The organism is Pantoea sp. XAF26B01_ASV70, from assembly GCF_054512635.1.
This window is the reverse complement of record NZ_CM137251.1, coordinates 1,480,259-1,502,886: the sequence shown is the minus strand read 5'-3', so window position 1 is coordinate 1,502,886 and position 22,628 is coordinate 1,480,259. Positions and strand designations below refer to the sequence as shown.

At 56.1% G+C, this 22,628-nt stretch carries 19 protein-coding genes and 1 pseudogene; 12 read left to right on the top strand and 8 right to left on the bottom strand.

Annotated elements, in window-relative coordinates:
* Positions 1 to 734: 734 nt before the first annotated feature.
* Genes fruA through fruB form a run of 3 tightly spaced genes read right to left on the bottom strand, consistent with a single transcriptional unit; the run spans position 735 to position 4,529 of the window.
* On the bottom strand, positions 735 to 2,447 hold the full coding sequence (fruA, locus tag ACX8ZY_RS07090; RefSeq protein WP_421665312.1) for a PTS fructose transporter subunit IIBC: 1,713 nt from the start codon (positions 2,445 to 2,447) through the stop codon (positions 735 to 737).
* A gap of 16 nt (positions 2,448 to 2,463) precedes the next feature.
* Positions 2,464 to 3,402 (bottom strand): 1-phosphofructokinase, encoded by a 939-nt coding sequence (gene fruK, locus ACX8ZY_RS07085; RefSeq protein WP_010248301.1) that lies wholly within the window; start codon positions 3,400 to 3,402, stop codon positions 2,464 to 2,466.
* On the bottom strand, positions 3,399 to 4,529 hold the full coding sequence (fruB, locus tag ACX8ZY_RS07080; RefSeq protein WP_010248303.1) for a fused PTS fructose transporter subunit IIA/HPr protein: 1,131 nt from the start codon (positions 4,527 to 4,529) through the stop codon (positions 3,399 to 3,401). Before fruB ends, fruK begins: the two co-directional genes overlap by 4 nt.
* A 312-nt stretch (positions 4,530 to 4,841) precedes the next feature.
* Between fruB and ACX8ZY_RS07075 the strand changes: the two are divergent.
* A pseudogene (locus tag ACX8ZY_RS07075) lies at positions 4,842 to 5,078 on the top strand (type II toxin-antitoxin system VapC family toxin); the annotation flags it as partial.
* 39 nt (positions 5,079 to 5,117) lie between these two features.
* Here ACX8ZY_RS07075 and ACX8ZY_RS07070 read toward each other — a convergent pair.
* Positions 5,118 to 5,372, bottom strand: coding sequence for a YkgJ family cysteine cluster protein (locus ACX8ZY_RS07070; protein WP_031292689.1), 255 nt, complete (start codon positions 5,370 to 5,372; stop codon positions 5,118 to 5,120).
* 343 nt (positions 5,373 to 5,715) lie between these two features.
* On the opposite strand from ACX8ZY_RS07070, the gene yeiP reads away from it, so the two are divergent.
* The 9 genes from yeiP (at position 5,716) to yejF (ending at position 16,542) form a co-directional block, all read left to right on the top strand.
* Complete coding sequence (gene yeiP, locus ACX8ZY_RS07065; protein WP_003854146.1) at positions 5,716 to 6,288, top strand: elongation factor P-like protein YeiP; 573 nt, start codon at positions 5,716 to 5,718, stop codon at positions 6,286 to 6,288.
* A 76-nt stretch (positions 6,289 to 6,364) separates the two neighbouring features.
* Positions 6,365 to 7,333 carry a CobW family GTP-binding protein gene (locus ACX8ZY_RS07060; RefSeq protein WP_022625049.1) on the top strand — a complete coding sequence of 323 codons (969 nt, stop codon included), beginning with the start codon at positions 6,365 to 6,367 and terminating at the stop codon, positions 7,331 to 7,333.
* Between the two features lie 45 nt (positions 7,334 to 7,378).
* Positions 7,379 to 8,086, top strand: a complete 708-nt coding sequence (locus ACX8ZY_RS07055) for a phosphatase PAP2 family protein (RefSeq protein ID WP_010671014.1) — start codon at positions 7,379 to 7,381, stop codon at positions 8,084 to 8,086.
* A gap of 512 nt (positions 8,087 to 8,598) precedes the next feature.
* Complete coding sequence (gene mepS, locus ACX8ZY_RS07050; protein WP_010248316.1) at positions 8,599 to 9,174, top strand: bifunctional murein DD-endopeptidase/murein LD-carboxypeptidase; 576 nt, start codon at positions 8,599 to 8,601, stop codon at positions 9,172 to 9,174.
* A gap of 222 nt (positions 9,175 to 9,396) precedes the next feature.
* Positions 9,397 to 10,959: a cyclic di-GMP phosphodiesterase gene (locus ACX8ZY_RS07045; RefSeq protein ID WP_187505565.1), complete on the top strand. Its 1,563-nt coding sequence runs from the start codon at positions 9,397 to 9,399 to the stop codon at positions 10,957 to 10,959.
* 44 nt (positions 10,960 to 11,003) lie between these two features.
* Positions 11,004 to 12,812 (top strand): extracellular solute-binding protein, encoded by a 1,809-nt coding sequence (locus ACX8ZY_RS07040; RefSeq protein ID WP_421665311.1) that lies wholly within the window; start codon positions 11,004 to 11,006, stop codon positions 12,810 to 12,812.
* An 11-nt stretch (positions 12,813 to 12,823) separates the two neighbouring features.
* Positions 12,824 to 13,918 (top strand): microcin C ABC transporter permease YejB, encoded by a 1,095-nt coding sequence (locus tag ACX8ZY_RS07035; protein ID WP_421665310.1) that lies wholly within the window; start codon positions 12,824 to 12,826, stop codon positions 13,916 to 13,918.
* Complete coding sequence (locus ACX8ZY_RS07030; RefSeq protein ID WP_033772273.1) at positions 13,915 to 14,937, top strand: ABC transporter permease; 1,023 nt, start codon at positions 13,915 to 13,917, stop codon at positions 14,935 to 14,937. Before ACX8ZY_RS07035 ends, ACX8ZY_RS07030 begins: the two co-directional genes overlap by 4 nt.
* Positions 14,938 to 16,542 carry a microcin C ABC transporter ATP-binding protein YejF gene (yejF, locus tag ACX8ZY_RS07025; protein ID WP_421665309.1) on the top strand — a complete coding sequence of 535 codons (1,605 nt, stop codon included), beginning with the start codon at positions 14,938 to 14,940 and terminating at the stop codon, positions 16,540 to 16,542.
* Here yejF and ACX8ZY_RS07020 read toward each other — a convergent pair.
* The 3 genes from ACX8ZY_RS07020 to rsuA form a co-directional block, all read right to left on the bottom strand.
* A complete protein-coding gene (locus ACX8ZY_RS07020) occupies positions 16,529 to 16,849 on the bottom strand; it encodes a YejG family protein (RefSeq protein WP_010248336.1) in 321 nt (106 codons plus the stop codon). The two genes, yejF and ACX8ZY_RS07020, sit on opposite strands and share 14 nt — an antisense overlap.
* Before the next feature lie 294 nt (positions 16,850 to 17,143).
* The gene (locus ACX8ZY_RS07015) at positions 17,144 to 18,340 is read right to left on the bottom strand and encodes a Bcr/CflA family multidrug efflux MFS transporter (protein ID WP_010248339.1); all 1,197 of its coding nucleotides are present in this window, start codon (positions 18,338 to 18,340) and stop codon (positions 17,144 to 17,146) included.
* A 49-nt stretch (positions 18,341 to 18,389) separates the two neighbouring features.
* Positions 18,390 to 19,109, bottom strand: a complete 720-nt coding sequence (rsuA, locus tag ACX8ZY_RS07010) for a 16S rRNA pseudouridine(516) synthase RsuA (protein ID WP_010248342.1) — start codon at positions 19,107 to 19,109, stop codon at positions 18,390 to 18,392.
* Positions 19,110 to 19,264: 155 nt separating this feature from the next.
* On the opposite strand from rsuA, the gene ACX8ZY_RS07005 reads away from it, so the two are divergent.
* Positions 19,265 to 21,019: a DEAD/DEAH box helicase gene (locus tag ACX8ZY_RS07005; RefSeq protein ID WP_187505562.1), complete on the top strand. Its 1,755-nt coding sequence runs from the start codon at positions 19,265 to 19,267 to the stop codon at positions 21,017 to 21,019.
* A 176-nt stretch (positions 21,020 to 21,195) separates the two neighbouring features.
* On the top strand, positions 21,196 to 21,480 hold the full coding sequence (rplY, locus tag ACX8ZY_RS07000) for a 50S ribosomal protein L25 (RefSeq protein ID WP_003854168.1): 285 nt from the start codon (positions 21,196 to 21,198) through the stop codon (positions 21,478 to 21,480).
* A gap of 118 nt (positions 21,481 to 21,598) precedes the next feature.
* Here the strand turns inward: rplY and yejK are convergent, their stop codons facing one another.
* Positions 21,599 to 22,603, bottom strand: coding sequence for a nucleoid-associated protein YejK (gene yejK, locus ACX8ZY_RS06995; protein WP_010248346.1), 1,005 nt, complete (start codon positions 22,601 to 22,603; stop codon positions 21,599 to 21,601).
* Between the last annotated feature and the right edge of the window lie 25 nt (positions 22,604 to 22,628).

Below are 22,628 nucleotides of genomic sequence, written 5' to 3'. Positions count from 1 at the left end.
GTACCTTCGGCTTTGACGTCGTGCCGACGAACCGTTCGGGGATCGGCCCTCCCTGGCCGGCCCCGAACTGTCCACGCTTCCCGGCGTGGACTTCTGGCCCACCGTCACGCCTCAGCGCTGCGGATAGCCCTTTCAGCAGCAGAGGCGCTCAGGCCTCCACTCTCGTGCCCTTTTTAACAGTACGCACCAGAAGCTTCAGAGCAGGACGGTGGCGATCAGGAGCAGGCAATCCGCAGCGCTGAACAGAATGAGTCTGCCAGGAGAGCCCGCAGGACGCGGGCGAAAGGCGGGGCGGCACAGGATGTGCCATCCCCGGCGGTCCGTCAGGCAGAGGAATGACGTGAAGGAACCGCGCAGCGGCGCGAGGACCGCCAGCCCCTGATCGGCACCAGACTGCGTTATCACCTGTCGCTTAACTGGCTGGCATGCTCCCTTTTCGTTTAGAGAGAACGCTGGCTCAGGGAGCATACGCCTTCCGTAAAGACGCAAAAAAACGCCATCCCTGGCAGGCGCAGCGCGGGCGATTACGCACCTCATCCCTGAGGTGCGCCCGCAGCCGGGCCAACGCTTTGCGTTGTTCAAAAACGCTCCCGGCTTTTTGTCCATGGCCCGCGATGCTTTACTCCAGTCGTATGCTCCCGTCGCTTTGACTTCGGGAACCGTCTGTAAAAGCAAACAGGGAGCCATTCGGCTCCCTGTTATTTTCACTTCAGCAGATTATGCACTTCTGCAAATCAGGCTTTCGCCAGCTGCTCTTCCGGACGTTTCAGTACCGCATAGCTCAGACCCGCAATCGCGGTGCCGATGATAATCGCCATCAGATAGCCGATAACCGGGGTAATCGCGCCAGGGATCAGCAGCACGAACAGTCCACCGTGCGGAGCCATCAGTTTTGCGCCAATCGCCATGGAGATCGCGCCGGTGGTTGCACCGCCAACGATACAGCAAGGCAGAACGCGCATCGGGTCACGGGCAGCGAACGGAATCGCGCCTTCAGAGATAAAGCAGAGACCCAGAACCAGTGCCGCTTTACCGCCTTCCTGCTGACCTTTATTGAATTTACGACGGGCAATCAGCGTCGCCAGCCCCATCGCCAGCGGTGGCACCATACCGGCTGCCATAATGGCAGCCATTGGCGCATAGGTCTGCGAACTCAGTAAGCCGACGCCAAACGCGTAAGCCACTTTGTTTACCGGACCGCCCATATCGGTACACATCATGCCGCCCAGAATGGCACCCAGCAGGACCGCATTCGCCGTTCCCATGTTGGCCAGCCAGTGCGTCAGGCCGTTCATGATGCCAGCAACCGGTTTACCCACTACGTAGATCATCAGCAGACCGGTGATCAGACTGGCGAACAGGGGAATAATCAGTATCGGTTTCAGCGCTTCCATACTCTGCGGCAGTTTAACTTTGCCGCTGATCAGCTTCGCCGCATAACCGGCAATAAAGCCCGCGATAATACCGCCTAAGAAACCTGCGTTGATGCTGGTGGCGATCATACCGCCAATCAGACCCGGCGTCAGACCCGGACGATCAGCGATGGAGAAGGCGATAAAGCCCGCCAGCACCGGCACCATCAGGGCAAAGGCGCTGCCACCACCAATTTGCATCAGCGCCGCAGCCAGCGTGCCCTGCTCTTTAAACGCCGTGATACCAAAGGCAAACGACAGCGCGATGCTCAGACCACCTGCGACCACCATCGGCAGCATGTAAGAAACACCGGTCAGCAGATGACGATAAGCCCCTGCTCCGCCTTTCTTCTCTTCTTCACTGCTATTGTTCTGTCCGCCAGCCGCCGCTTTATACGGCTTCGCTTCTGCTACCGCTTTATCCAGCTCCTGCGCGGTTTTCTTCAGCGCCAGACCGGTTGAGGTACGGTACATCGGCTTACCGGCAAATTTCGCCAGATCGACTTCGATATCAGCTGCGACGATCACCAGATCGGCGGCAGCGACTTCTTCCGGAGTGATCGCGTTACCGGCGCCCACTGAACCACGGGTTTCAACTTTCACCCACCAGCCGCGACGGGTCGCTTCAGCCTGAATGGCCTCGGCAGCCATAAAGGTATGCGCCACGCCGGTCGGACAGGCGGTCACCGCGACGACGCGTTTCTGCGCGCCAGCCTGAGCCGGTGCAGCAGGTGCGCCTGCTGCAGGCGTTGCTACCGCAGCCGTTGCCTGCCAGGTTTTCGCTTCTGCTTTCGCGCGGTTCAGGAAGGTTTCTGGCTCACGTACTGCCAGCTGGATATCGCCCAGCCAGACCGCTTTGCCGTTCAGCGCCGCATCGTCCGGCACGTTTTTGCCCAGCACAATCGCCAGCTCAGCGTCGGCAGGATTATCAGTCAGGGTCAGGCCCGCCGCAGCGGCGGCGGCCGCCAGACGTTGTTGCGCCATATATGCGGAAGCCAGTCCCAGCGTAGGGTCTTTAATCAGCAGCGTTTTCATTATCGCTCTCCTGCTGTCAGTTAACGGGTTGTAAGTCGACGCGCGCCATCATTGCGGCCAACTGAGTACGATCGGAAACGCCAACATTGCTCTGGCTGACGGCCATCGCCGCCACAGCAGTCGCAAGACGCAGCGTGTGTTCGCTGGATTCGCGCATCAGCAGGCCATAAATCAGGCCGCCAACCATTGAGTCGCCTGCACCCACGGTGCTGACCACTTCGCACACCGGCGGTTTAGCGATCCATTCGCCAGAAGCGTTGACCCACAGAGCACCTTCTGCGCCCAGCGAAATCACCACATGGGCGATACCCTGCTCGCGCAGTTCGTGCGCAGCGCCAATCACATCCTGCAGGGTTGGCAGTTTGCGACCGGCCCAGATTTCCAGCTCACGTCGGTTAGGTTTAACCAGCCACGGTGCCGCCTTCAGTCCTGCCACCAGCGCCTCGCGGCTGCTGTCAAAGATGATGCATGGGCAGTGGGTGCGAAGTTCGGTCATCCAGCGGGTAAAGGCATCGTGGTCGACGCCCTCAGGCAGGCTACCGCTAACGCAGACCATATCGAACTGGCCCAGCCAGGTCAGAGAATCGGTAGTAAAACGATCCCAGTCCTGCGCCGTCACCTGAAAACCGGAGAAATTCAGATCGGTGACGTCACCGGTCTGTTCAGTGAGTTTAACGTTGATACGGGTACGGCCAGGCACGACATGGAAACGGTTGGCTATGCCCAGCTCACTGAACAACTGCTGGAAACCGTCCTGATTCTCTTTCCCCATGAAGCCACCGACGGTGACATCGATACCCAGATCTTTAAGTACTTTGGCTACGTTGATGCCCTTGCCCGCAGCATGCAGCCCGGTGGTTTTCACCAGGTTAACTTCGCCACGTTCAATTTCAGGGGTATATCCCACCAGGTCATACGCCGGGTTCAGCGTAATGGTGGCGACGCGTCTGCTCATGATGCCCCCTCACCCAGACCACTGGTGATCGCTTCTTCAATCGCGTTCAGTGCCTGCTGTGCATCTTCACCGCTGGCGGTGAAGCGCAGGCGATGACCTTTCTTCACGCCCAGCGCAACCACTTTCATCAGGCTGCGGCCATTAGCGGGTTTGCCGCTGCCGTCGAGATTGGTCACGGTAATGTCGCTGTTGAACTGCTTGATCACGCTGACCAGCGCCGTGCCCGGACGGGCATGCAGGCCGTGTTCGTTGCGAATGGTAAATTCAGCCGTCAGCACGTCAGCCTGCTCATCGACTTCGCTGGTGAGCAGTGCGTAAACGCCTGCAGCATCCGCTTTCAACAGACGATCCGCTTTGCCCTGCTGCAGCAATGCGCTGAGGTAACCCAGCACTTCCAGCGGACGTTCATCGGTCGCCGAAACGCTGATTAACATCGCAGCCGATTCGCCCTGATGGTCGAAGGCATGTTCAGCGCGGCTGATAGCCACGCCGCTGCGCAGGTTGCCGAGGCTGCTGTCGCTGAGCCAGATGCCCTGACCCAGATTCAGCGGAGGCGTTGAAACCACGTCTGCGACGTAGCTGGCATCCACCACACCAGCGGACTGCAGCCGACCGGCGTTCATCGCCTGTAAGGTGATCAGATCGCTGGCAGCCACGTTGAGCGTGATTAATGAGGTGTCGAAGCTGAATTCAGCGGCTTGTTTCTCGCCCATCAGCAACGCACGAAGATCTTCAGCAGAGGCGGTTTTTAGCTGTTCTGCAATGGTGTCATCGCTCAGCACATGGGTCAGCTGACGCAGCAGCGCCAGATGTTCATCCGACTTAGCGGCAATCCCGATGGCAACATAGGCTGTCTGATCGTCACCCCAGGCAATGCCCTGCGGAAACTGGAAAACCTGAACGCCGGTTTTCAGCACCAGATCGCGGGTATCGGTGGTGCCATGAGGGATTGCGATGCCGTTGCCAAGAAAGGTTGAGGTCTGCTGTTCGCGCGCCAGCATGCCGTTGACGTACCCTTCGGTCACATTGCCCGCCGCGGTTAACGCGGCAGCAACCTGACGAATGGCCTCTTCTTTATTCTGGGCGCTGGCTCCGGTATGGATGGCCTGCAATTCGAGCTGGAACATAATTCTCCTCGCTTGCTGAGATTGAATCGTTTCAGCTAGTGGGAAAGTTTTTACGCCATGCTGAGAAAAACAGATGGCGCAGTCACCGCTGAAACGTTTCAGGGATTGTGGTACAGCCGCTTTCGCCAGGCAAGAAAATGCGCAAACGGCGTAGCAGATTTTTGACGTTACGCACATTTCGGGCAGGTTTAGGTGATTAGCGGGCGAACAGGCTGACGCTGCTGCTGTAAAGTGATAATGGATGGACCGAAAAACTTCAGCAGCGTCAGCGCCTCAGGGCGCGGTATCCGCTTCGGTTTACAGCAGATACGTTTGCAATTGGTAGATGCATTCTGCGCACGTCTTGATGCTGTGCTTTCATGGGATCGCGCAGCGGCAGATGCAACCACTGAAATCAAAGCGGCGCTGGCTGCTGCCGGAACGCCCATTGGTCCCAACGACACCGCGATTGCCGGGCATGCCATTGCGGCCAGGGCTATTCTGGTGACCAATAACACACGCGAGTTAGAACGGGTACCCGGATTGCAGCTGGAAGAGTGGGTCAGCTAACCGCTGACGCGGGATTAAATCTAAGCGGTGGGAGGGTTCTCAGGCACGAGTGCTGGCTTCAAGCTCAATCAGGTAGGTCATGGCTGATGTACGGTCTGTAAGACACATATCAACTGAAGGTTGCAGACTTCCGCATACTTTCGGCCTTAAATCTGAACCGAAAATCATGCACAAATTTTCATCCGATAACTGAATGCATCGGACATTCGCGGGTTTACCCTGCGGCATTCCGGGGATGGGGCTGGAGATTGACGGCGCGATGCAGCAGGCACCACAATCAATACGACACTGCATTAACACCTCTTACGCGACCTTCAGGATACAACAGACAGTAACAGAACCTCAGAGGGAGCGACACCACACCCTTCAGCTCTTAACTTCCTGCTTAAATCGTTCACTGTCACCCATGCCAGAAATCGGTGAAAAGATAGAGGGCGCTGTACAACAGGCACCGCCCTGGCTACGGCATTGCATGCTGTGCTCAGGCAGAGAAAGTCGCGGCGACAATAGCAGTCCGGGGCGGCAATTGCCATGAAAGCCGCGGCCTGAGACAAAATTTCACGCCGGTGATATTGCCAGTTTTCATCGGCGCGAGTAACGTTGCGCGCACTTCACTTTCAAGATAGCGAGAACAGCAATGCCAAAAGCCAATGAAATCAAAAAAGGGATGGCCGTCACGCACAACGGTAAACTGCTGCTGGTTAAAGATATTGATGTCCAGAGCCCCAGCGCACGCGGTGCCGCCACCCTGTATAAAATGCGCTTTACCGATGTTCGCACCGGTTTAAAAGTGGAAGAGCGCTTCAAAGGCGACGAGATTATTGATGCGATTTCGCTCAGCCGTCGCAGCGTAACCTTCTCTTATATAGATGGTGACGAATATATTTTTATGGATGATGAGGATTACACCCCCTACTCCTTTAAACAGGAGCAGATTGAAGAGGAGCTGCTGTTTATCCCTGAAGGCGGTATCCCTGGCATTCACGTGCTGACGATGGAAGGTCAGGTGCTGGCGCTGGAACTGCCACAAACCGTGGATATGGAGATTGTTGATACCTCACCAGGCATTAAAGGTGCTTCCGCCAGCGCCCGTACCAAACCCGCCGGTATGAGTACAGGCCTCTCGATCCAGGTACCGGAATACCTCAGCAACGGTGACCGCATCCGCATCCACATTGCTGAACGCCGCTATATGGGCCGCGCAGACTAAATCAGAAGCCTGCTGCCGATCGTGATAGTGTTATATTATTACATTATCACGTTATTCCCCGGCAGGAGTCACCCCCATGACACGCGTTAATCTGATTACCGGTTTTTTGGGCAGCGGCAAAACCACGCTGCTCTGCCATCTGCTGGCTGCCAGGCCGTCCGGGGAAAACTGGGCGGTGCTGGTAAATGAATTTGGCGAGATCGGGATCGACGGCACCCTGCTGGCCGATCGCGGTGCCACGCTGAAAGAGATCCCCGGCGGCTGCCTGTGCTGTGTGAATGGCCTGCCGATGCAGGTCGGGCTGAATATGCTGCTGAAGAGTAAACCCGATCGGCTGCTGATCGAGCCAACCGGCCTGGGCCATCCTCGTCAGGTGCTGGAGATGTTGAGTGCGCCCGTCTATCAGTCGTGGCTGCAACTGAATGCCACACTAACGCTGCTGGATGCGCGTCAGCTGGCCAATCCTCGTATCGTTGCCAATGAAAACTTCCGCGATCAGCTGGCTGCCGCCGACCTTGTCATCGCTAATAAGCGCGACTGCTGGGATCAGGCGGATCGTCAGCGCCTGGCTGACTGGCAGCAGCAGATGCAGCCTGCGCGCCCTCTGATAGAGACAGAATTTGGTCAGATCCCCCTTTCCCTGCTGGATACACCCCGGCAGCCGCGCGAGCTTCCCGTGCCGCAGCACCATCATTCGTCGGGTCCCACCAGCGGTCTGGCGGCGTTGCGACTGAATGGCGAGGCGCGCTGGCGTCGGGCGCTGAACCACGGACAGGGCTATAGCGCCTGCGGCTGGCTGTTTGATGGTGATACGCTGTTCGACAGCGGCACGCTGCTGGAATGGGTTCGGCAGGCGCCGGTAGATCGCGTTAAAGGAGTGATGCGCACGAAAGAAGGCGCTCTGCGTATCAATCGCCAGGCAAATGAGCTGCAGAGTGAAACACTCCCCTCACCGCCATCCGATAGCCGCATTGAGATCATTCATTCTCAACAGGCTGACTGGAATCGTCTACAATCGGCATTGTTGAAGTGCCGTTTACGCTGACAGAGGTATTGTCGGCGGTTATTTTTAATAATAATGAGTTTAACTATGCGCGTAACTCGCCTTATTACTATCCTGCTGCTTAATGCACTGGGCGTGGTGCTATTTCTGTCATGGTATCTGCCCCCGGAACATGGCTTCTGGTTCGGCGTCGATAAATCTATTTTCTTTGGCTTCAATAGCCAGATGGTGACCCATCCGCTGTTCGCGCTGATCGTCGCTATCACGAATTACCGTGGTTTTGATGCGGTGTCATTGCTGGCGATGGGTCTGCTTTACCTGTCGATCTGGCGGCGCGAAACGCCACAGGCGCAGCGCCGGATGCTGGCAATCGGCATCACCATGCTGCTGACCGCCGTCGTTCTCAATCAGCTGGGCCATTTATTGCCGGTTAAACACTCCAGTCCGACACTGTTCTTCGAAAACGTGCATCGCGTCAGTGAACTGACCGGTATTCCCGCAAAAGATGCTTCAAAAGATAGCTTCCCCGGCGACCACGGTATGATGCTGATCATTTTCGCCTGCTTTATCTGGCGTTATTTTGGTTTCAGCCGCTTTTTAATTGCCACGGCTATTGTGGTGATATTTTCACTGCCACGCATCATGGCCGGTGCGCACTGGTTTACCGATGTTGCTGTCGGTTCAATGTCGGTGGTATTAGTGGGTCTGAGCTGGTGGCTATTAACGCCAGCCAGTGACGTATTGGTTAACTGGTTTTATCGCAAATTGCCGGGTAAATATAAGCCCGTGACGTAAATGTTAAGCGCGGGCGATTTAAACCCCTGGTTTGAACCGCCCGCGCTTATAAAAAACACCCCATCACTATTAGCCTGCTAATTAAACTCACGAAAAGAAAAGGTTATGACCCTGCTGGCAGGTTAAATAGTCGCCAATATCCTCTGTCAATAAAGAAAACTCTAAAAATAGCGGCTATGCCCCGAATTAGCCCCCCTTTAACTCCCTGTTCTCACCATCATTTGACCACAATTGTAGCTAAAGTAGTCAGTGTGTTACGGTTTGATTTCACATCAAAAAAACCTATATGAAATTGATTAAAAGCACTCGCCACGGCGTCTGTAATCAGTTAACCTCAGTCGCAGTGAGGCAAAAGCGGCAGAAAATTCGGATTTTTTACCGTTAAAATGTGTCCATTAACACATTTTAGTAATTAAGGATTTGTCTTAGTCTGTTTCGCTTATTAATCTCCCTGTTTTGTCATCTGGCTGGCGACAATCTTGTCGTAAGGAAATCGAAGGAAAACCCGAATAATGGTCAAGTCTCAACCAATACTGAGATATATCTTGCGGATCGTGCCCGCAGTGGCGCTGGCAACACTCCTCTCAGCTTGTAGCAGTACCCATAGCAGTCAAAACGCGAATAACGAGAATCATGAAGTTAACAACCACAATGGTTTTTTACTTCAGGCGTCTCAGGATGAGTTTGAAGAAATGGTGCGTAATGTCGACGTTAAGTCGCGCATCATGGAACAATACGCCGTCTGGAAAGGTGTGCGCTATCGCCTCGGTGGCGATACTAAACGCGGGATCGATTGTTCCGCCTTTGTACAACGCACCTTCCGCGATCAGTTTGGCTTAGAATTACCGCGTTCTACCTCTCAGCAGCAGGACACCGGTAAAGAGATTACCCGCAGTAAACTGCGTCCCGGCGATCTGGTGATGTTCCGTGCAGGCTCTACGGGCCGTCACGTTGGCATCTATCTTGGCAACGATAACTTCGTTCATGCCTCGACCAGCAGTGGCGTGATGATCTCCAGTCTGAATGATGATTACTGGAAAAAGCGCTACCGTGAAGGACGCCGTGTATTAAGTCGTAACCCGACCTGATAACCACTTTCGATCTTCTCTCAGCCAGAGAACATGAAACGCTGCTTATGCAGCGTTTTTTTTCGCCTTTAATCATTTTTACCAGCAGTTATATAAGATAAAAGCATTCTGACTCAGATTAATAGCAAGACATTTCCCGCCGTCTCGTTATATTCTCGGTCGCTTAAACCGAAGCCGTCGTGCGCAATAACATAATAATAATTTGATTAGGGGAAGCTCCTCATGCCACTGTCGGGGGCGCTACGGCGCCATGCCACCTATCCTCGCCGTATCGCATGGAGTAGTGCGATGGCTGGCGGCTTATTCTTTCTGTTATTTGCTGCACTCTCGCTTCACCAGACCTGGCAGAAGCGCGAACGACAGCATCAGCAACTGCTGGAGAACAGCCGCACGGCATTGCAGCAAACGCTCTCCAGCCTGATTAACAGTACTCTCAGTCCCCTGCTTCCGTTTACCCACACTGCCTGCAATACCATCAATCGTGAACTCACCTCACGCGCCGCCTTTGCCGGAAATCTTCGTGCCATCCTGCTGGTTAAAGAAGGTAATGCCTTTTGCTCCTCGGCCACCGGCAGTTTTAATCTGCCGCTCAATGTAATTGCGCCCCTGAGTGATATTTCGCGTGATATCGATCTGCAGCTGATGCCGGGCACGCCGTTGCAGCCCAATAAACCGGCGCTGGCGTTGTGGATCAAAAATCCCGGCAGCCTGCAGTCAGGCGTTTTCGCGACGCTGAATATTACCCTGGCACCCTATCAGCTGCTGGCGTCCGGGCATCCGGAAATCACCGGTATGGCACTGGTGGCACAACGCAGTGCCTTAACCAGCTGGCAATCCGTCGTCATGCAGAATAAAAAACTGCCGACGCCGCTGCACCGGCAGGCGCTGACAGGCTATCCGCTGCAGTTTGTGTTGTACGGTTCCACTCTGGCGTTCAGCGATTATCAGAATATCCTGCTGAGCGGCCTGCTACTGTCGCTGCTGGTTTCAGGCGCTTGCTGGCTGCTGTTGTCGGTTTATCAGCGCCCTGGTAAAGAGCTGATTCGGGGCATGAAGCGCGGTGAATTTCACGTCGAATATCAGCCGCTGGTCACCTCCCATGATGGTCAGCCGTATGGGATGGAAGCGTTACTGCGCTGGACCCACCCGACGAAAGGCCCGATTCCGCCCGATGTGTTTATTCACTATGCCGAGGCGCAGAACCTGATTATTCCCCTGACCCGACATCTGTTTCAGCTGGTTTCCCGTGATGCCCACCTGCTGTGTCATACCATTCCCCGTCATGCCTGCCTCAGCCTCAACATTTCGCCCCTGCATCTGGCTGACAGCGGTTTCCGTCAGGATGTGCTGCGCTGGCTTGATACTATGCCTGCGGACCACTTTACTTACGTGTTTGAGATCACCGAGCGAGCCATGGTGCGCGACGAAAACGTTGGAGAACTGTTTGACTGGCTGCATCAGCAGCAGATCCATATCGCCATTGATGATTTCGGTACCGGTCACAGCGCGCTGATCTATCTGGAACGTTATGACTTTGATTATCTGAAAATCGATCGCGGTTTTGTTCAGAGTATCGGTACGGATAGCCTGACCTCGCCGGTGCTCGATACCGTGCTGCAGCTGGCGAAGAAGCTGAACCTGAAAAGTGTGGCCGAAGGGGTAGAAACCGGCGAGCAGGCTGCCTGGCTGATTAACCGCGGTGTGACCCATCTGCAGGGTTACATCTTTAGCCGTCCGCTGCGGCCGGAAACGCTGATAGACTATTTCCGGCGTCATAACGCCTGACACTACCTGGCCCGAATCGCGCCAGACATCTGACAGGAGAGTGCATGCTGTTTCGTTCCGGACTTCTGCTGCTGTGCAGCCTGCTCAGCGCCCCGCTACTGGCGGCCTCTGTCCAGCAAAGCTACGCGTTCACCCAGGCCGGTGAAGCGAAATATCCGCCCGGCTTCAGCCATTACGACTACGCCGATCCCCGCGCACCCAAAGGCGGCAGCATCACCATGGCGGTAGTGGGCACTTACGACAACTTCAACCGCTACGCTTCTCGCGGTAATCCGGGCATTAACACCGGCACGCTTTATGATGGGCTTTACACCAGCTCAGACGATGAACCTGGCAGTTATTATCCGCTGATTGCCGAGTCAGCGCGCTACGCCAGCGATTTTACATGGATTGAGATCCGCCTTAATCCCCGCGCCCGTTTTCAGAATGGCACACCCATCACCGCCCGCGACGTGGCGTTCACCTATCAGAAATTCATGACCGAGGGCGTGCCTCAATTTCGCGTCGCCTACCGTGGCGTGACCGTTAAAGCGCTGAACGATCTCACTGTACGCATCGAGGCACAGAAGCCGGATAAAGATCTGCTGCTTGGCTTACTGACGCTGCCGGTTATCGCAGAGTCGTTCTGGCGCGATAAGAAGTTTAATGAGCCGTTAAGCGAGCCACCCTTGTCGAGCGGACCCTATCGCATCACTCGCTGGAAGCTGGGACAGTTTATTGAGTTCAGCCGGGTAAAAGATTACTGGGCCGCTGATCTGCCGGTCAATCGCGGACGCTTTAATTTTGATCGAATGCGTTATGACTACTATCTGGATGACAATGTGGCATTTGAAGCCTTCAAGGCGGGTGCTTACGATCTGCGTGAAGAGACATCGGCAAAGAAATGGGCCACTCAGTATCGTGGCCGCAATTTTGACGATGGCAGCATCGTTAAAGAGACCACGCCTAACGATGCCGCTATCGATACCCGCTGGCTTGCATTCAACAATGAAAAAACGCTGTTCCGGGATCGCCGCGTGCGTCAGGCGCTGTCACTGATGTTCGATTTCGAGTGGATGAACAAGGCGCTCTATTACGGTGCCTGGCAGCGCGCCAGCAGCTATTTCCAGAACACGGCGTATGCGGCCAGCGGCGTGCCGGATGCACAGCAGCAGGCCCTGCTTGAACCCTGGCGCGCGCAACTGCCACCCGAGCTGTTCAGCCAGCCTTATCAGCCACACAAAACCGACGGCAGCGGCTATGACCGCGCCAGCCTGTTAAAAGCGTCTGACCTGCTGAAACAGGCGGGCTGGCAGATAAAAAATCGCCGTCTGGTCAATGATAAAACCGGTCAGCCGTTTACCATAGAACTCCTGCTACGCGGTGGCACTAATACCGACTGGGCGTTACCGTTCCAGCACAATCTTTCCCGGCTTGGCATTACGCTGAACCTGCGGCAGATCGATAACTCACAGTATCTGCGGCGCTGGCGTGAAGGCGACTATGACATGATTGCCACGGTCTATGGGGCGATGCCGATCCCGACGTCCAGTCTGCAGATCCTCTGGCAGTCTGACTTTATCGCCTCGTCGTGGAATACCGCGCGGGTCAAAGAGCCTGTAGTCGATCACTTCGTGAAACAGATTGTGGCGCATCAGGGCGATCCCAACGCGCTGCGGCCGCTGGCCCAGGCGCTGGACCGGGTGCTGCTGTGGAATGCGTATATGATTCCGATGTGGTACAACGCAGAGCAGCGGCTGGCGTACTGGGATAAGTTTTCTCACCCTGCCCGCAAGCCAGCCTACAGCGTCGGACTGGATAACTGGTGGTACGACACAAACAAAGCCGGACGCCTGCCGGCCAGCAAACGCTAAGGAGATCACCGTTGGCCGCTTACTTTCTGCGCAGATTGCTGCTGATCATCCCGACGTTATGGGCGATCATCACGCTTAATTTTTTTATCGTGCAAATCGCGCCCGGCGGACCGGTCGATCAGGCGCTGGCTAACATTCAGTTTGGTCAGACAACCGGTCTGCCCGGCAGTGGCGCAGACAGCGCCGGTTCACGCGCCAGCGTCAGTCATCTCAATCCTGCCGATAATCAGTATCGTGGCGCACGCGGGCTGGATCCCGAAGTGATTGCTGAGATTAAACAGCGTTATGGTTTCGATAAACCTCTCTGGCAGCGTTACGGCGAGATGCTGTGGAATTATCTGCGTCTGGATTTTGGCGACAGCCTGTTTCGCAGTGCCTCGGTGATCGGGCTGATCAAAGAGAGCCTGCCGGTTTCGATCAGTCTGGGATTATGGAGCACACTGATTATCTACCTTGTGTCGATCCCGCTGGGGATCCGCAAAGCGGTGCGCAATGGCAGCGCTTTCGATGTCTGGAGCAGCGCTTTTATTATCATTGGCTACTCCATCCCGGCTTTTCTGTTTGGCATTATGTTAATCGTGCTGTTTGCGGGTGGCAGCTATCTGGACTGGTTTCCGCTGCGCGGGCTCACCTCTGCGCAGCACGACATACTGCCCTGGTATGGCAAAGTGCTGGACTACTTCTGGCATATTGCCCTGCCGGTGCTGGCGACAGTGATCGGCGGCTTCGCCACGCTGACCATGCTGACGAAAAACGCGTTTCTGGATGAGATCCGCAAGCTCTATGTGGTGACTGCGCGCGCCAAAGGGGTGCCGGAGCGCCGTATTCTCTATCACCATGTGTTTCGCAATGCGATGCTGCTGGTAATCGCCAGCTTCCCCGCCACCTTTATCAGCATGTTCTTTACCAGTTCAGTGCTGATCGAGGTTATGTTCTCGCTCAACGGACTCGGACTACTCGGCTATGATGCGACTCTGCAACGCGACTATCCGGTGATGTTTGGCACGCTCTATATTTTTACGCTGATAGGTTTGCTGATGAATATTCTCAGTGATCTCACCTATACGCTGGTCGATCCGCGCATCGATTTCGGGAGCCGCTCATGACGCTCTCTCCGCTGAATCAACAGCGCTGGCAGCGCTTTCGTCATAACCGGCGCGGCTACTGGTCGCTGTGGATCTTTCTGATCATCTTTCTGCTGTCGATGGGTGCCGAACTGATTGCCAATGACAAGCCACTGCTGGTGCATTACCAGCAGCGCTGGACAGTGCCGCTGCTGTTTGACTACAGCGAAACCGACTATGGCGGCGCACTGGCGACAGCGGCGGATTATCAGGATCCCTGGCTGCGGCAGCGCATTGAGCAGAATGGCTGGGCCATATGGGCACCGATTCGTTTCAGCGACAGCACCATCAATTTTGCTACCGAGGTGCCCTTCCCCTCTCCGCCCTCTGCGCAGAACTGGCTCGGCACGGATGCCAACGGCGGCGATGTGATGGCACGCCTGCTCTATGGCACGCGCATTTCTCTGCTGTTCGGACTGATGCTGACGCTCTTCTCCAGCGTCATCGGGATTGTAGTCGGCGCGGTGCAGGGCTATTTCGGCGGCAGGATTGACCTGATTGGGCAGCGGCTGATTGAAGTCTGGTCCGGCATGCCTGCGCTGTTTCTGCTGATTCTCCTCTCCAGCGTAATCCAGCCGGGTTTCTGGTGGCTGCTGCTGGTCACCGTGGCTTTCGGCTGGATGAGCCTGGTCAGCGTGGTCCGGGCAGAGTTTCTGCGTACCCGAAACTTTGATTACATCCGTGCGGCGCAGGCGCTGGGGGTCAGCGACGGCCGGATTATGCTGCGCCACATGCTGCCAAATGCCATGGTCGCCACCCTGACCTTTCTGCCGTTTATTCTGTGCGGATCGATTACCACGCTGACCTCACTCGACTTTCTCGGCTTTGGCCTGCCGCTGGGTTCGCCCTCGCTGGGCGAGTTACTGCTGCAGGGCAAAAATAACCTGCAGGCACCCTGGTTAGGCCTGGCGGGCTTTTTCACCCTGGCGATCCTGCTTTCGCTGCTGATTTTTATTGGCGAAGCGGTACGCGACGCTTTTGATCCCGGCAAAGGAGCCTGAATGAACACGCCATTGCTTGCCATCAATCATCTCTCGGTCGCCTTTCGTCAGGGCGAGACGCTTCGCCAGGTGGTGAATGACGTTTCACTGCGTATCGACGCGGGCGAAACGCTGGCGCTGGTGGGCGAGTCGGGTTCCGGCAAGAGCGTCACGGCACTGTCGGTGATGCGACTGCTGCATAAGGCTGCGGTGGCTTATCCCAGCGGGGAGATTCTGTTTAACGGTGAAGATCTGCTGCGCGCGCGCGAGCAGCGCCTGCGCGGGATTCGCGGCAACCAGATCGCGATGATTTTTCAGGAGCCGATGGTATCGCTTAATCCGCTGCACACCGTGGAGAAGCAGCTGTATGAAGTGCTGTCGCTGCATCGCGGCCTGCGTCGTCCGGCGGCACGCGGTGAAATTCTCAGCGTGCTTGATCGGGTCGGGATACGGCAGCCCGCCACCCGGCTCAATGATTTCCCCCACCAGCTCTCGGGTGGGGAACGTCAGCGGGTGATGATCGCTATGGCATTGCTGACCGAGCCTCAGCTGCTGATTGCCGATGAGCCAACCACCGCGCTGGATGTGACGGTGCAGGCGCAAATCCTGACGCTGCTTCGTGAACTGCAGCATGAGCTGAATATGGGCATGCTGTTTATCACCCATAACCTGAATATCGTGCGTCAGCTGGCGGATAACGTTAGCGTGATGCGCAATGGTCACATCGTCGAACAGAACCGCTGCCAGGTCCTGCTGAATCAGCCGCAACACCCTTACAGCCAGCAGTTGCTGGCTGCCGAACCGGAAGGAAAAGCGCTGCCGCTGCCCGCAGACGCGCCGGTCATTCTTCAGGTCGATAATCTTCAGGTCAGCTTTCCGCTGCGGCGCGGGCTGTTCCGCCGGCAGAGTGGTGAGAAACAGGTGCTCTCCGGGCTGAGCTTCAGCCTGCGGCGCGGCGAAAGTCTGGGGCTGGTGGGCGAGTCCGGATCAGGTAAAAGCACTACCGGGCTGGCACTGCTGCGGCTGATTGCCTCGCGCGGCGAAGTCTGGTTTGACGGCCAGCCGCTGCATCAGCTGTCACGTCGTCAGTTATTGCCGCTGCGTCAGCGCATTCAGGTGGTGTTTCAGGATCCTAACTCTTCACTGAATCCGCGTATGACAGTGCAGCAGATCATTGCGGAAGGGCTTGCGGTACATCAGCCCGAACTTAGCCGTGCGCAACAGGAGCAGCGGGTCATCGAGGTAATGGCGGAGGTGGGGCTTGAAGCGGAAAGTCGCCATCGTTATCCGGCCGAATTTTCGGGCGGTCAGCGACAGCGTATTGCCATTGCGCGTGCACTGATTCTGGAGCCGGAGTTGCTGGTGCTGGATGAACCGACCTCATCGCTGGATCGCACGGTGCAGAAGCAGATTCTGACGCTGTTACGCCGCTTACAGCAGCAGCGGCAGCTCAGCTATCTGTTTATCAGTCACGATCTGGATGTGGTGCGCGCCCTGTGCCATCAGCTTATTGTGCTGCGTCAGGGAGAAGTGGTGGAACAGGGAGAGTGTGAAAGGTTGTTTGCTTCACCCGCGGCCGGGTATACCCGCGAGCTGCTGCAGTCGGCACAACTCAACCTGCGATAAAGGTTTCGGCAATCGCTACGCCCTGATTTTTCAGGCAGCAGTTGGTGGCGCTTTCGTCACGACGCTGAATGAACAGGCAGGGCTGTCCTTCGCACTCGGCCACTTTACAATCGACCTGAATATCCGCCAGAACCTCTTTTAGCTGCTGAAGGATCTCCCACGCCGGAATGCCGTCATGGCTGATCAATCGCAGCGCAACGAAATCCTGCTCGTCCAGCGTGGTGTCATCGGATTCGATAGCACTGTGGTGATCGCTGGCCCAGCGAAAATGCTGTGGCAGACGATGCACAATCGAAAGTTGCAGCATAGTTTACTCTCCCCGGATGAGTTTATGTCGCAACACAAAGCAGCCCAGCTGGAAGCGGCCTGATAACCGCTGAGTCCGGACAGGGTTTAATGGCCCGTCCGTGTGGATTGCAGAAGCGCATTTTTTGCGACTCACATCGCACTTCAGCCTATATGTACCGCGTTCACACGCCGTTAACAATCATTTTAGCTGCATTGTGATTACTTTTTTAACTAAATATTTTCACAATATCGAAACAAAGTCAGGAGGCGTGCAAGTCGGCAGGTCATTGCAGAGGGAAACCACTGCGCCCGATTACCGGGACGCAGTGCGGGGACGTGAAGCGTAGAAAAAGAGCAGCAGAGAGATTGTCGCGCACAGTGCAATCGTGCCGACCATTGGCCAGGCGCTGTTGAAACTCACCAGCGACAGCAGCGCGCCGACAAATGCCCCGACGCCAAAACGCAGGGTGCCCGCCAGGGACGATGCCGTACCCGCCATATGCGGAAACTCATCCAGAATCACCGCCATCGCATTCGATGAGACCATCGACACGCAACCGATAAACATCGCGATCCCCATCACCAGCGGCAAAAAGCCGAGGCTGAAGGCGCTGACCAGCAGCAGCCAGATCCCCATACAGAACTGTATCAGCAGTCCCATCCGGAACATCGCCACCGGGCCAAAGCGGCGCACGGCGCGGCTGTTAATCAGCGTCAGGACAAACAGAAACACCACATTGAGGCCAAAGTAGTAGCCAAAGTTTTGCGGTGAAACGTGATTCAGTTCGATGTAAACAAAGGGACCGGCATTGAGAAAGGTAAACAGCCCGGCAAAGGAGAAACCGCTCGACAGCATGTAACTGAACGCGCGCTTGTGGCGAAACAGCGTTACGAAATTGCCCAGCGTAGTACGCAGATGAAACCGCTGTCGCTGCTCCGGCTTCAGGGTTTCACGGATCTGCGTGGTCACCAGCACGGTCGTCACTAACGCCGCGCCCGCGAGCGCCCAGAAGATGGCGTGCCAGCTCCAGAGCACCAGCAGCCAGCCGCCGATGATCGGCGCCAGCAGCGGCGCAATGGTGGTAATCAGCATCACAAAGGACATCATGCGGGAGAAGTCCTCTTTCGAGTAACTGTCACGCATTAACGCATTGATCACCACACTGGCTGCGGCAGCCGACAGTCCATGCAGAAAGCGCATCGTAATCAGCTGATCGATGGTTTGCGACAGCGCACAGGCCGCGGCGGCGCAGGCAAAGATCAGGGTGCCGAGCGCAATCACCGGCTTACGCCCATAGCTGTCTGCCAGCGGCCCATAGATCAGCTGCCCAATCGCGAAGCCAAGAATGTAGAGGTTGAGCGACATCTGCACGCTACCGGCTGAAACGCCGAACTCACGTGCAATCTGCGGCATGGCGGGCAGATACATGTCGATCGACAACGGCATCAGCATGGCTAACAGACCGAGGATGACCACCAGTCCTGTTGGCGAATTCTTTTCCTTACGCACACCCTCTCCTGCCCTTATGGTCGTAATGCGGGCCGCCGGGCCCGTCCGGTTATTTTGTCTGCAGCTCTTTCGGCAGACCGATGCTGGCGATCTCTTCTTCTGTCAGCGCACGATATTCGCCCGGTTCCAGATCGGCGTCCAGTACGATGTCACCGATGCGCTCGCGATGCAGCTCAAGGACCCGATTGCCTACTGCCGCAAACATCCGTTTTACCTGATGATAACGGCCTTCGCTGAGTGTCAGCCGGACGTCTGTCGGGGTGATCACCTCCAGCTGAGCCGGTTTAGTCAGGCTCTTCTCATTGTGCAGCTGCACGCCCGCCGTAAACTGCGCGGCGGTATCGTCACTGACCGGTGATTCCAGGGTCACACGGTAGGTTTTCTCGCAGTGATGACGTGGCGAGGTAATACGGTGTGACCACTGGCCATCATCTGTCAGCAGCACCAGTCCGGTGGTGTCGATATCAAGACGCCCCGCCGCGTGCAGTTTGAATGACATCGGTTCTTCAATGAAATAGATGATGGTGGGATGATCGGGATCGTCGGTTGAGCAGACGTAACCCTGCGGTTTGTTCAGCATAAAGTAGCGTGGACCGGTCTGCATCTGCAGTACGTTGCCGTCATAGACGACTTCGTGGTCGGGCAGCAGTTTAAACGCGGTATCGCGTACGATTTCCCCGTTAACGGTGACACGCTGGCCACGGATCTCGCGATGGGCGATGGCGCGGCTGATTTCCAGTTGCTGAGAGATGAATTTGTCGAGTCGCATGAATTCGTTTTGCCTGTTACTGCGGAGGGAATCTGAAACGGCCTGGTTAACCGTTGAAAATGTGCGGGAAGTATAACGTGATCCGCGCCAGCCTGACAGCGCGTTTACCGCACTTTCATGGCATAATTACCCCCAGTTTTGCAAAAGTGAGCATCATGTCTTTTACCTTACGCCCCTATCAACAGGATGCGGTGAATGCCACCGTGGCGCATTTCCGTCGTCATCAACAGCCTGCAGTCATTGTGCTGCCGACCGGTGCCGGAAAGAGCCTGGTCATTGCCGAGCTGGCACGGCTGGCGCGTGGCCGGGTGCTGGTGCTGGCGCACGTCAAAGAGCTGGTAGCGCAGAACCACAGTAAATATCAGGCTTACGGGCTGGAGGCGGATATCTTTGCCGCCGGACTTCAGCGTAAAGAGAGCCAGCGCAAAGTGGTGTTTGGCAGCGTGCAGTCAGTGGCGCGTAACCTCGACCAGTTCGACAGCGCCTTTTCACTGGTGATTGTCGATGAGTGCCACCGTATCGGTGATGATAAAGAGAGTCAGTATCAGCAGATCTTTAATCATCTGCGTCAGCATAATCCGCAACTGCGTTTACTGGGCCTGACCGCCACGCCTTTCCGGCTGGGCAAAGGCTGGATTTATCAGTTCCACTATCACGGCATGATGCGTGGCGACGAAAAATCGCTGTTTCGCGACTGTATCTATGAACTGCCGCTGCGCTACATGATCAAACATCAGTTTCTGGTGCCGCCGGAGCGACTGGATATGCCGGTGGTGCAGTATGACTTCAGCCGCCTGACGGCACAAAGCAGTGGCTTGTTCAGCGAAGCCGATCTTAATCGTGAACTGAAACAGCAGCAGCGCGTGACGCCCCATATTATCCGTCAGATCGTGGAGTTCGCTGAAGATCGGCTGGGGGTGATGATTTTTGCCTCAACAGTGGAACATGCGCATGAAATTTTGCGGCTGCTGCCCGCTAACAGCGCGCTGGTATCAGCCGAAACGCCTGCCAGAGAGCGCGATGCTCTGATTCTGGCCTTTAAGGCGCAGCAGCTGAAATTCCTGGTTAACGTGGCGGTGCTGACCACCGGGTTTGATGCTCCGCACGTTGATCTGATTGCGATTCTGCGCCCGACCGAGTCGGTCAGCCTCTATCAGCAAATCGTCGGACGCGGCCTGCGGCTCTCGCCCGGTAAAACCGACTGTCTGATTCTCGATTATGCCGGTAATCCGCACGATCTCTTTACGCCCGAGGTCGGCGCGCCCAAAGGGGCCAGCGACAATCAGCCGATACAGGTTTTTTGTCCCGCCTGCGGTTTCGCCAACACCTTCTGGGGCAAGGCGACCGAAGATGGCATGGTTATCGAACATTTTGGGCGACGCTGTCAGGGCGTGCTGGAAGATGATGAGGGCGAGCGCGAACAGTGTGACTTCCGCTTCCGCTTTAAAAGCTGCCCCGACTGTGGCGCAGAGAATGATATTGCCGCCCGGCGCTGTCACCAGTGCGACAAAATTCTGGTCGATCCTGACGATATGCTCAAAGCGGCGCTGAAGCTTAAAGATGCGCTGGTGCTGCGCTGTGGCGGCATGACGCTGGAACAGGGCCGTGATGCCAAAGGTGAATGGCTCAAGGCGACCTATTATGACGAGGAAGGCACCAGCGTCAGCGAACGGTTTCGTCTGCAGACACCGGCCCAGCGCAAAGCGTTTGAACAGCTCTTTATGCGCCCGCATCAGCGCGCGCCCGGCGTGCCGCTGGGCTGGCAAAGCGCCGCTGACGTGCTGGCGCTGCAGCCGCTGCTGCGTCATCCCGACTTTGTGGTGGCGCGGGCCAAAGGTCAGTTCTGGCAGATCCGCGAAAAAATGTTCGATTATCAGGGTCGCTATCGCCGTGCCAATGAGCTGCGCTAATGAGCGCTATCGGGTCCGGCTAACCGGATGCCGAGCCCGGCTGGCGGGTATATCGTTTGCTACCACCCGGCATAACGGCTATACTGCCGCCCGCTTTTGCATGTGCATCAGCGGTATTGAATAACCAGCCTGTTACTGGGTCGCCTGTAGCAGGAATTAAATAAAGAGATATATTAATGCTCACTATCAATGCAGTAGAACGTAAAGAGCAGGGTAAGGGTGCGAGCCGCCGCCTGCGTACAGCAAACCGTTTCCCGGCCATCATCTACGGTGGTTCTGAAGCGGCTGTTGCCATCGACCTGGATCACGACTCTGTAATGAACCTGCAATCTAAGCCAGGTTTCTACGACGAAGTGCTGACCCTGTCAGTTGACGGTAAAGAAACTAAAGTGAAAGTTCAGGCTGTTCAGCGTCACCCGTTCAAGCCAAAACTGTTCCACATCGACTTCGTTCGCGCTTAATCGCGAACTTCGTTGAAAGCAGAAGGGCCGGTTGCGAAACCGGCCCTTTTCTTTTGGCGCGACCCGGTGAAATGATCGCCGCGTGCAGGGAATGAAAGCCGGGCTAAGCCCGGCTTTTTTATTTGCTGCTGGTACGGCGCTGCAGCTGATCGCGCAGATTGGGTGGTGTGCCCTTAATCGTCAGGGTGTCCGTTGCAGGATCCCAGAAAATGCGTTCACCCAGCAACATCGCATCGAAGTTCAGGGTCAGTCCCCCGCCGCTTCCGGCAAACTTCGTCAGCTGGCGCAGAGTACTGCGATCCGCCGGGAAGCTCTCTTCCAGCTCATATCCCTGCTCCTGGGTAAAGGCCTGGAACGTTTTTTCACCCAGCGGTGGCAGTTCGCTCGACAACTCTTCCAGCGCAATCTCCTCGCCCGCCTGCAACTGCTCGTTGCAGTAGCTGTAGACCTGCTGGCGATAATTCTGCCGCTCCTGCTTATCCAGTTCCGATTCGTTGCAGTAGTCATCTACCGCCTGCAACAGACCGCGGTTCTGCGCCTTGGTGTCTAATCCCACTTCGGCACCCAGGAAGTCCATAAAGAAGTCAGCCACTTTACGCCCGACGCGGCCACGCAGGAAAGTCAGGTAACGGGTCGATTCCGGGTTAGTTTCCCACTCGGTTAAATCGATGCGTGCCACGATGTCGGCATGATTGATGTCGAGATAGTGGGTGCTGCTGATATCCATCTGCTCGTTGACGCGCATGCTGGACTGGCTGTTCAGCACCGCAATCAGCAGGTATTCCACCGCCAGATAGCGGTAGTGAATAAACAGCACCACGCCGCCTTCAGCGAAGGGGTATTTTGCAAGCTCATCGCGCAGACGACCGGTCGCGGCACGGCTAAAAGCGAGAAAATCATCGTTGCCCTTACGACAATTACGCAGCGCTTCTGCCAGTTCACTCTCTGCATTGAACAGGCCATAGGCTTTGCTTTTTGCGCTATAAACCCGGTGTAACTCCTCCACCATCGCGTTGACCGTGTTGGTGGCAGGCAGCAGCGAATCGCGCAGCGCCAGTTCAAGCTGGTTTTCATCGCGTTTAATTAACTGATGCAGGGCAATCTGGTCGATATCCAGACTCATGGTAGACTCTCCTTTTAGCACAGGC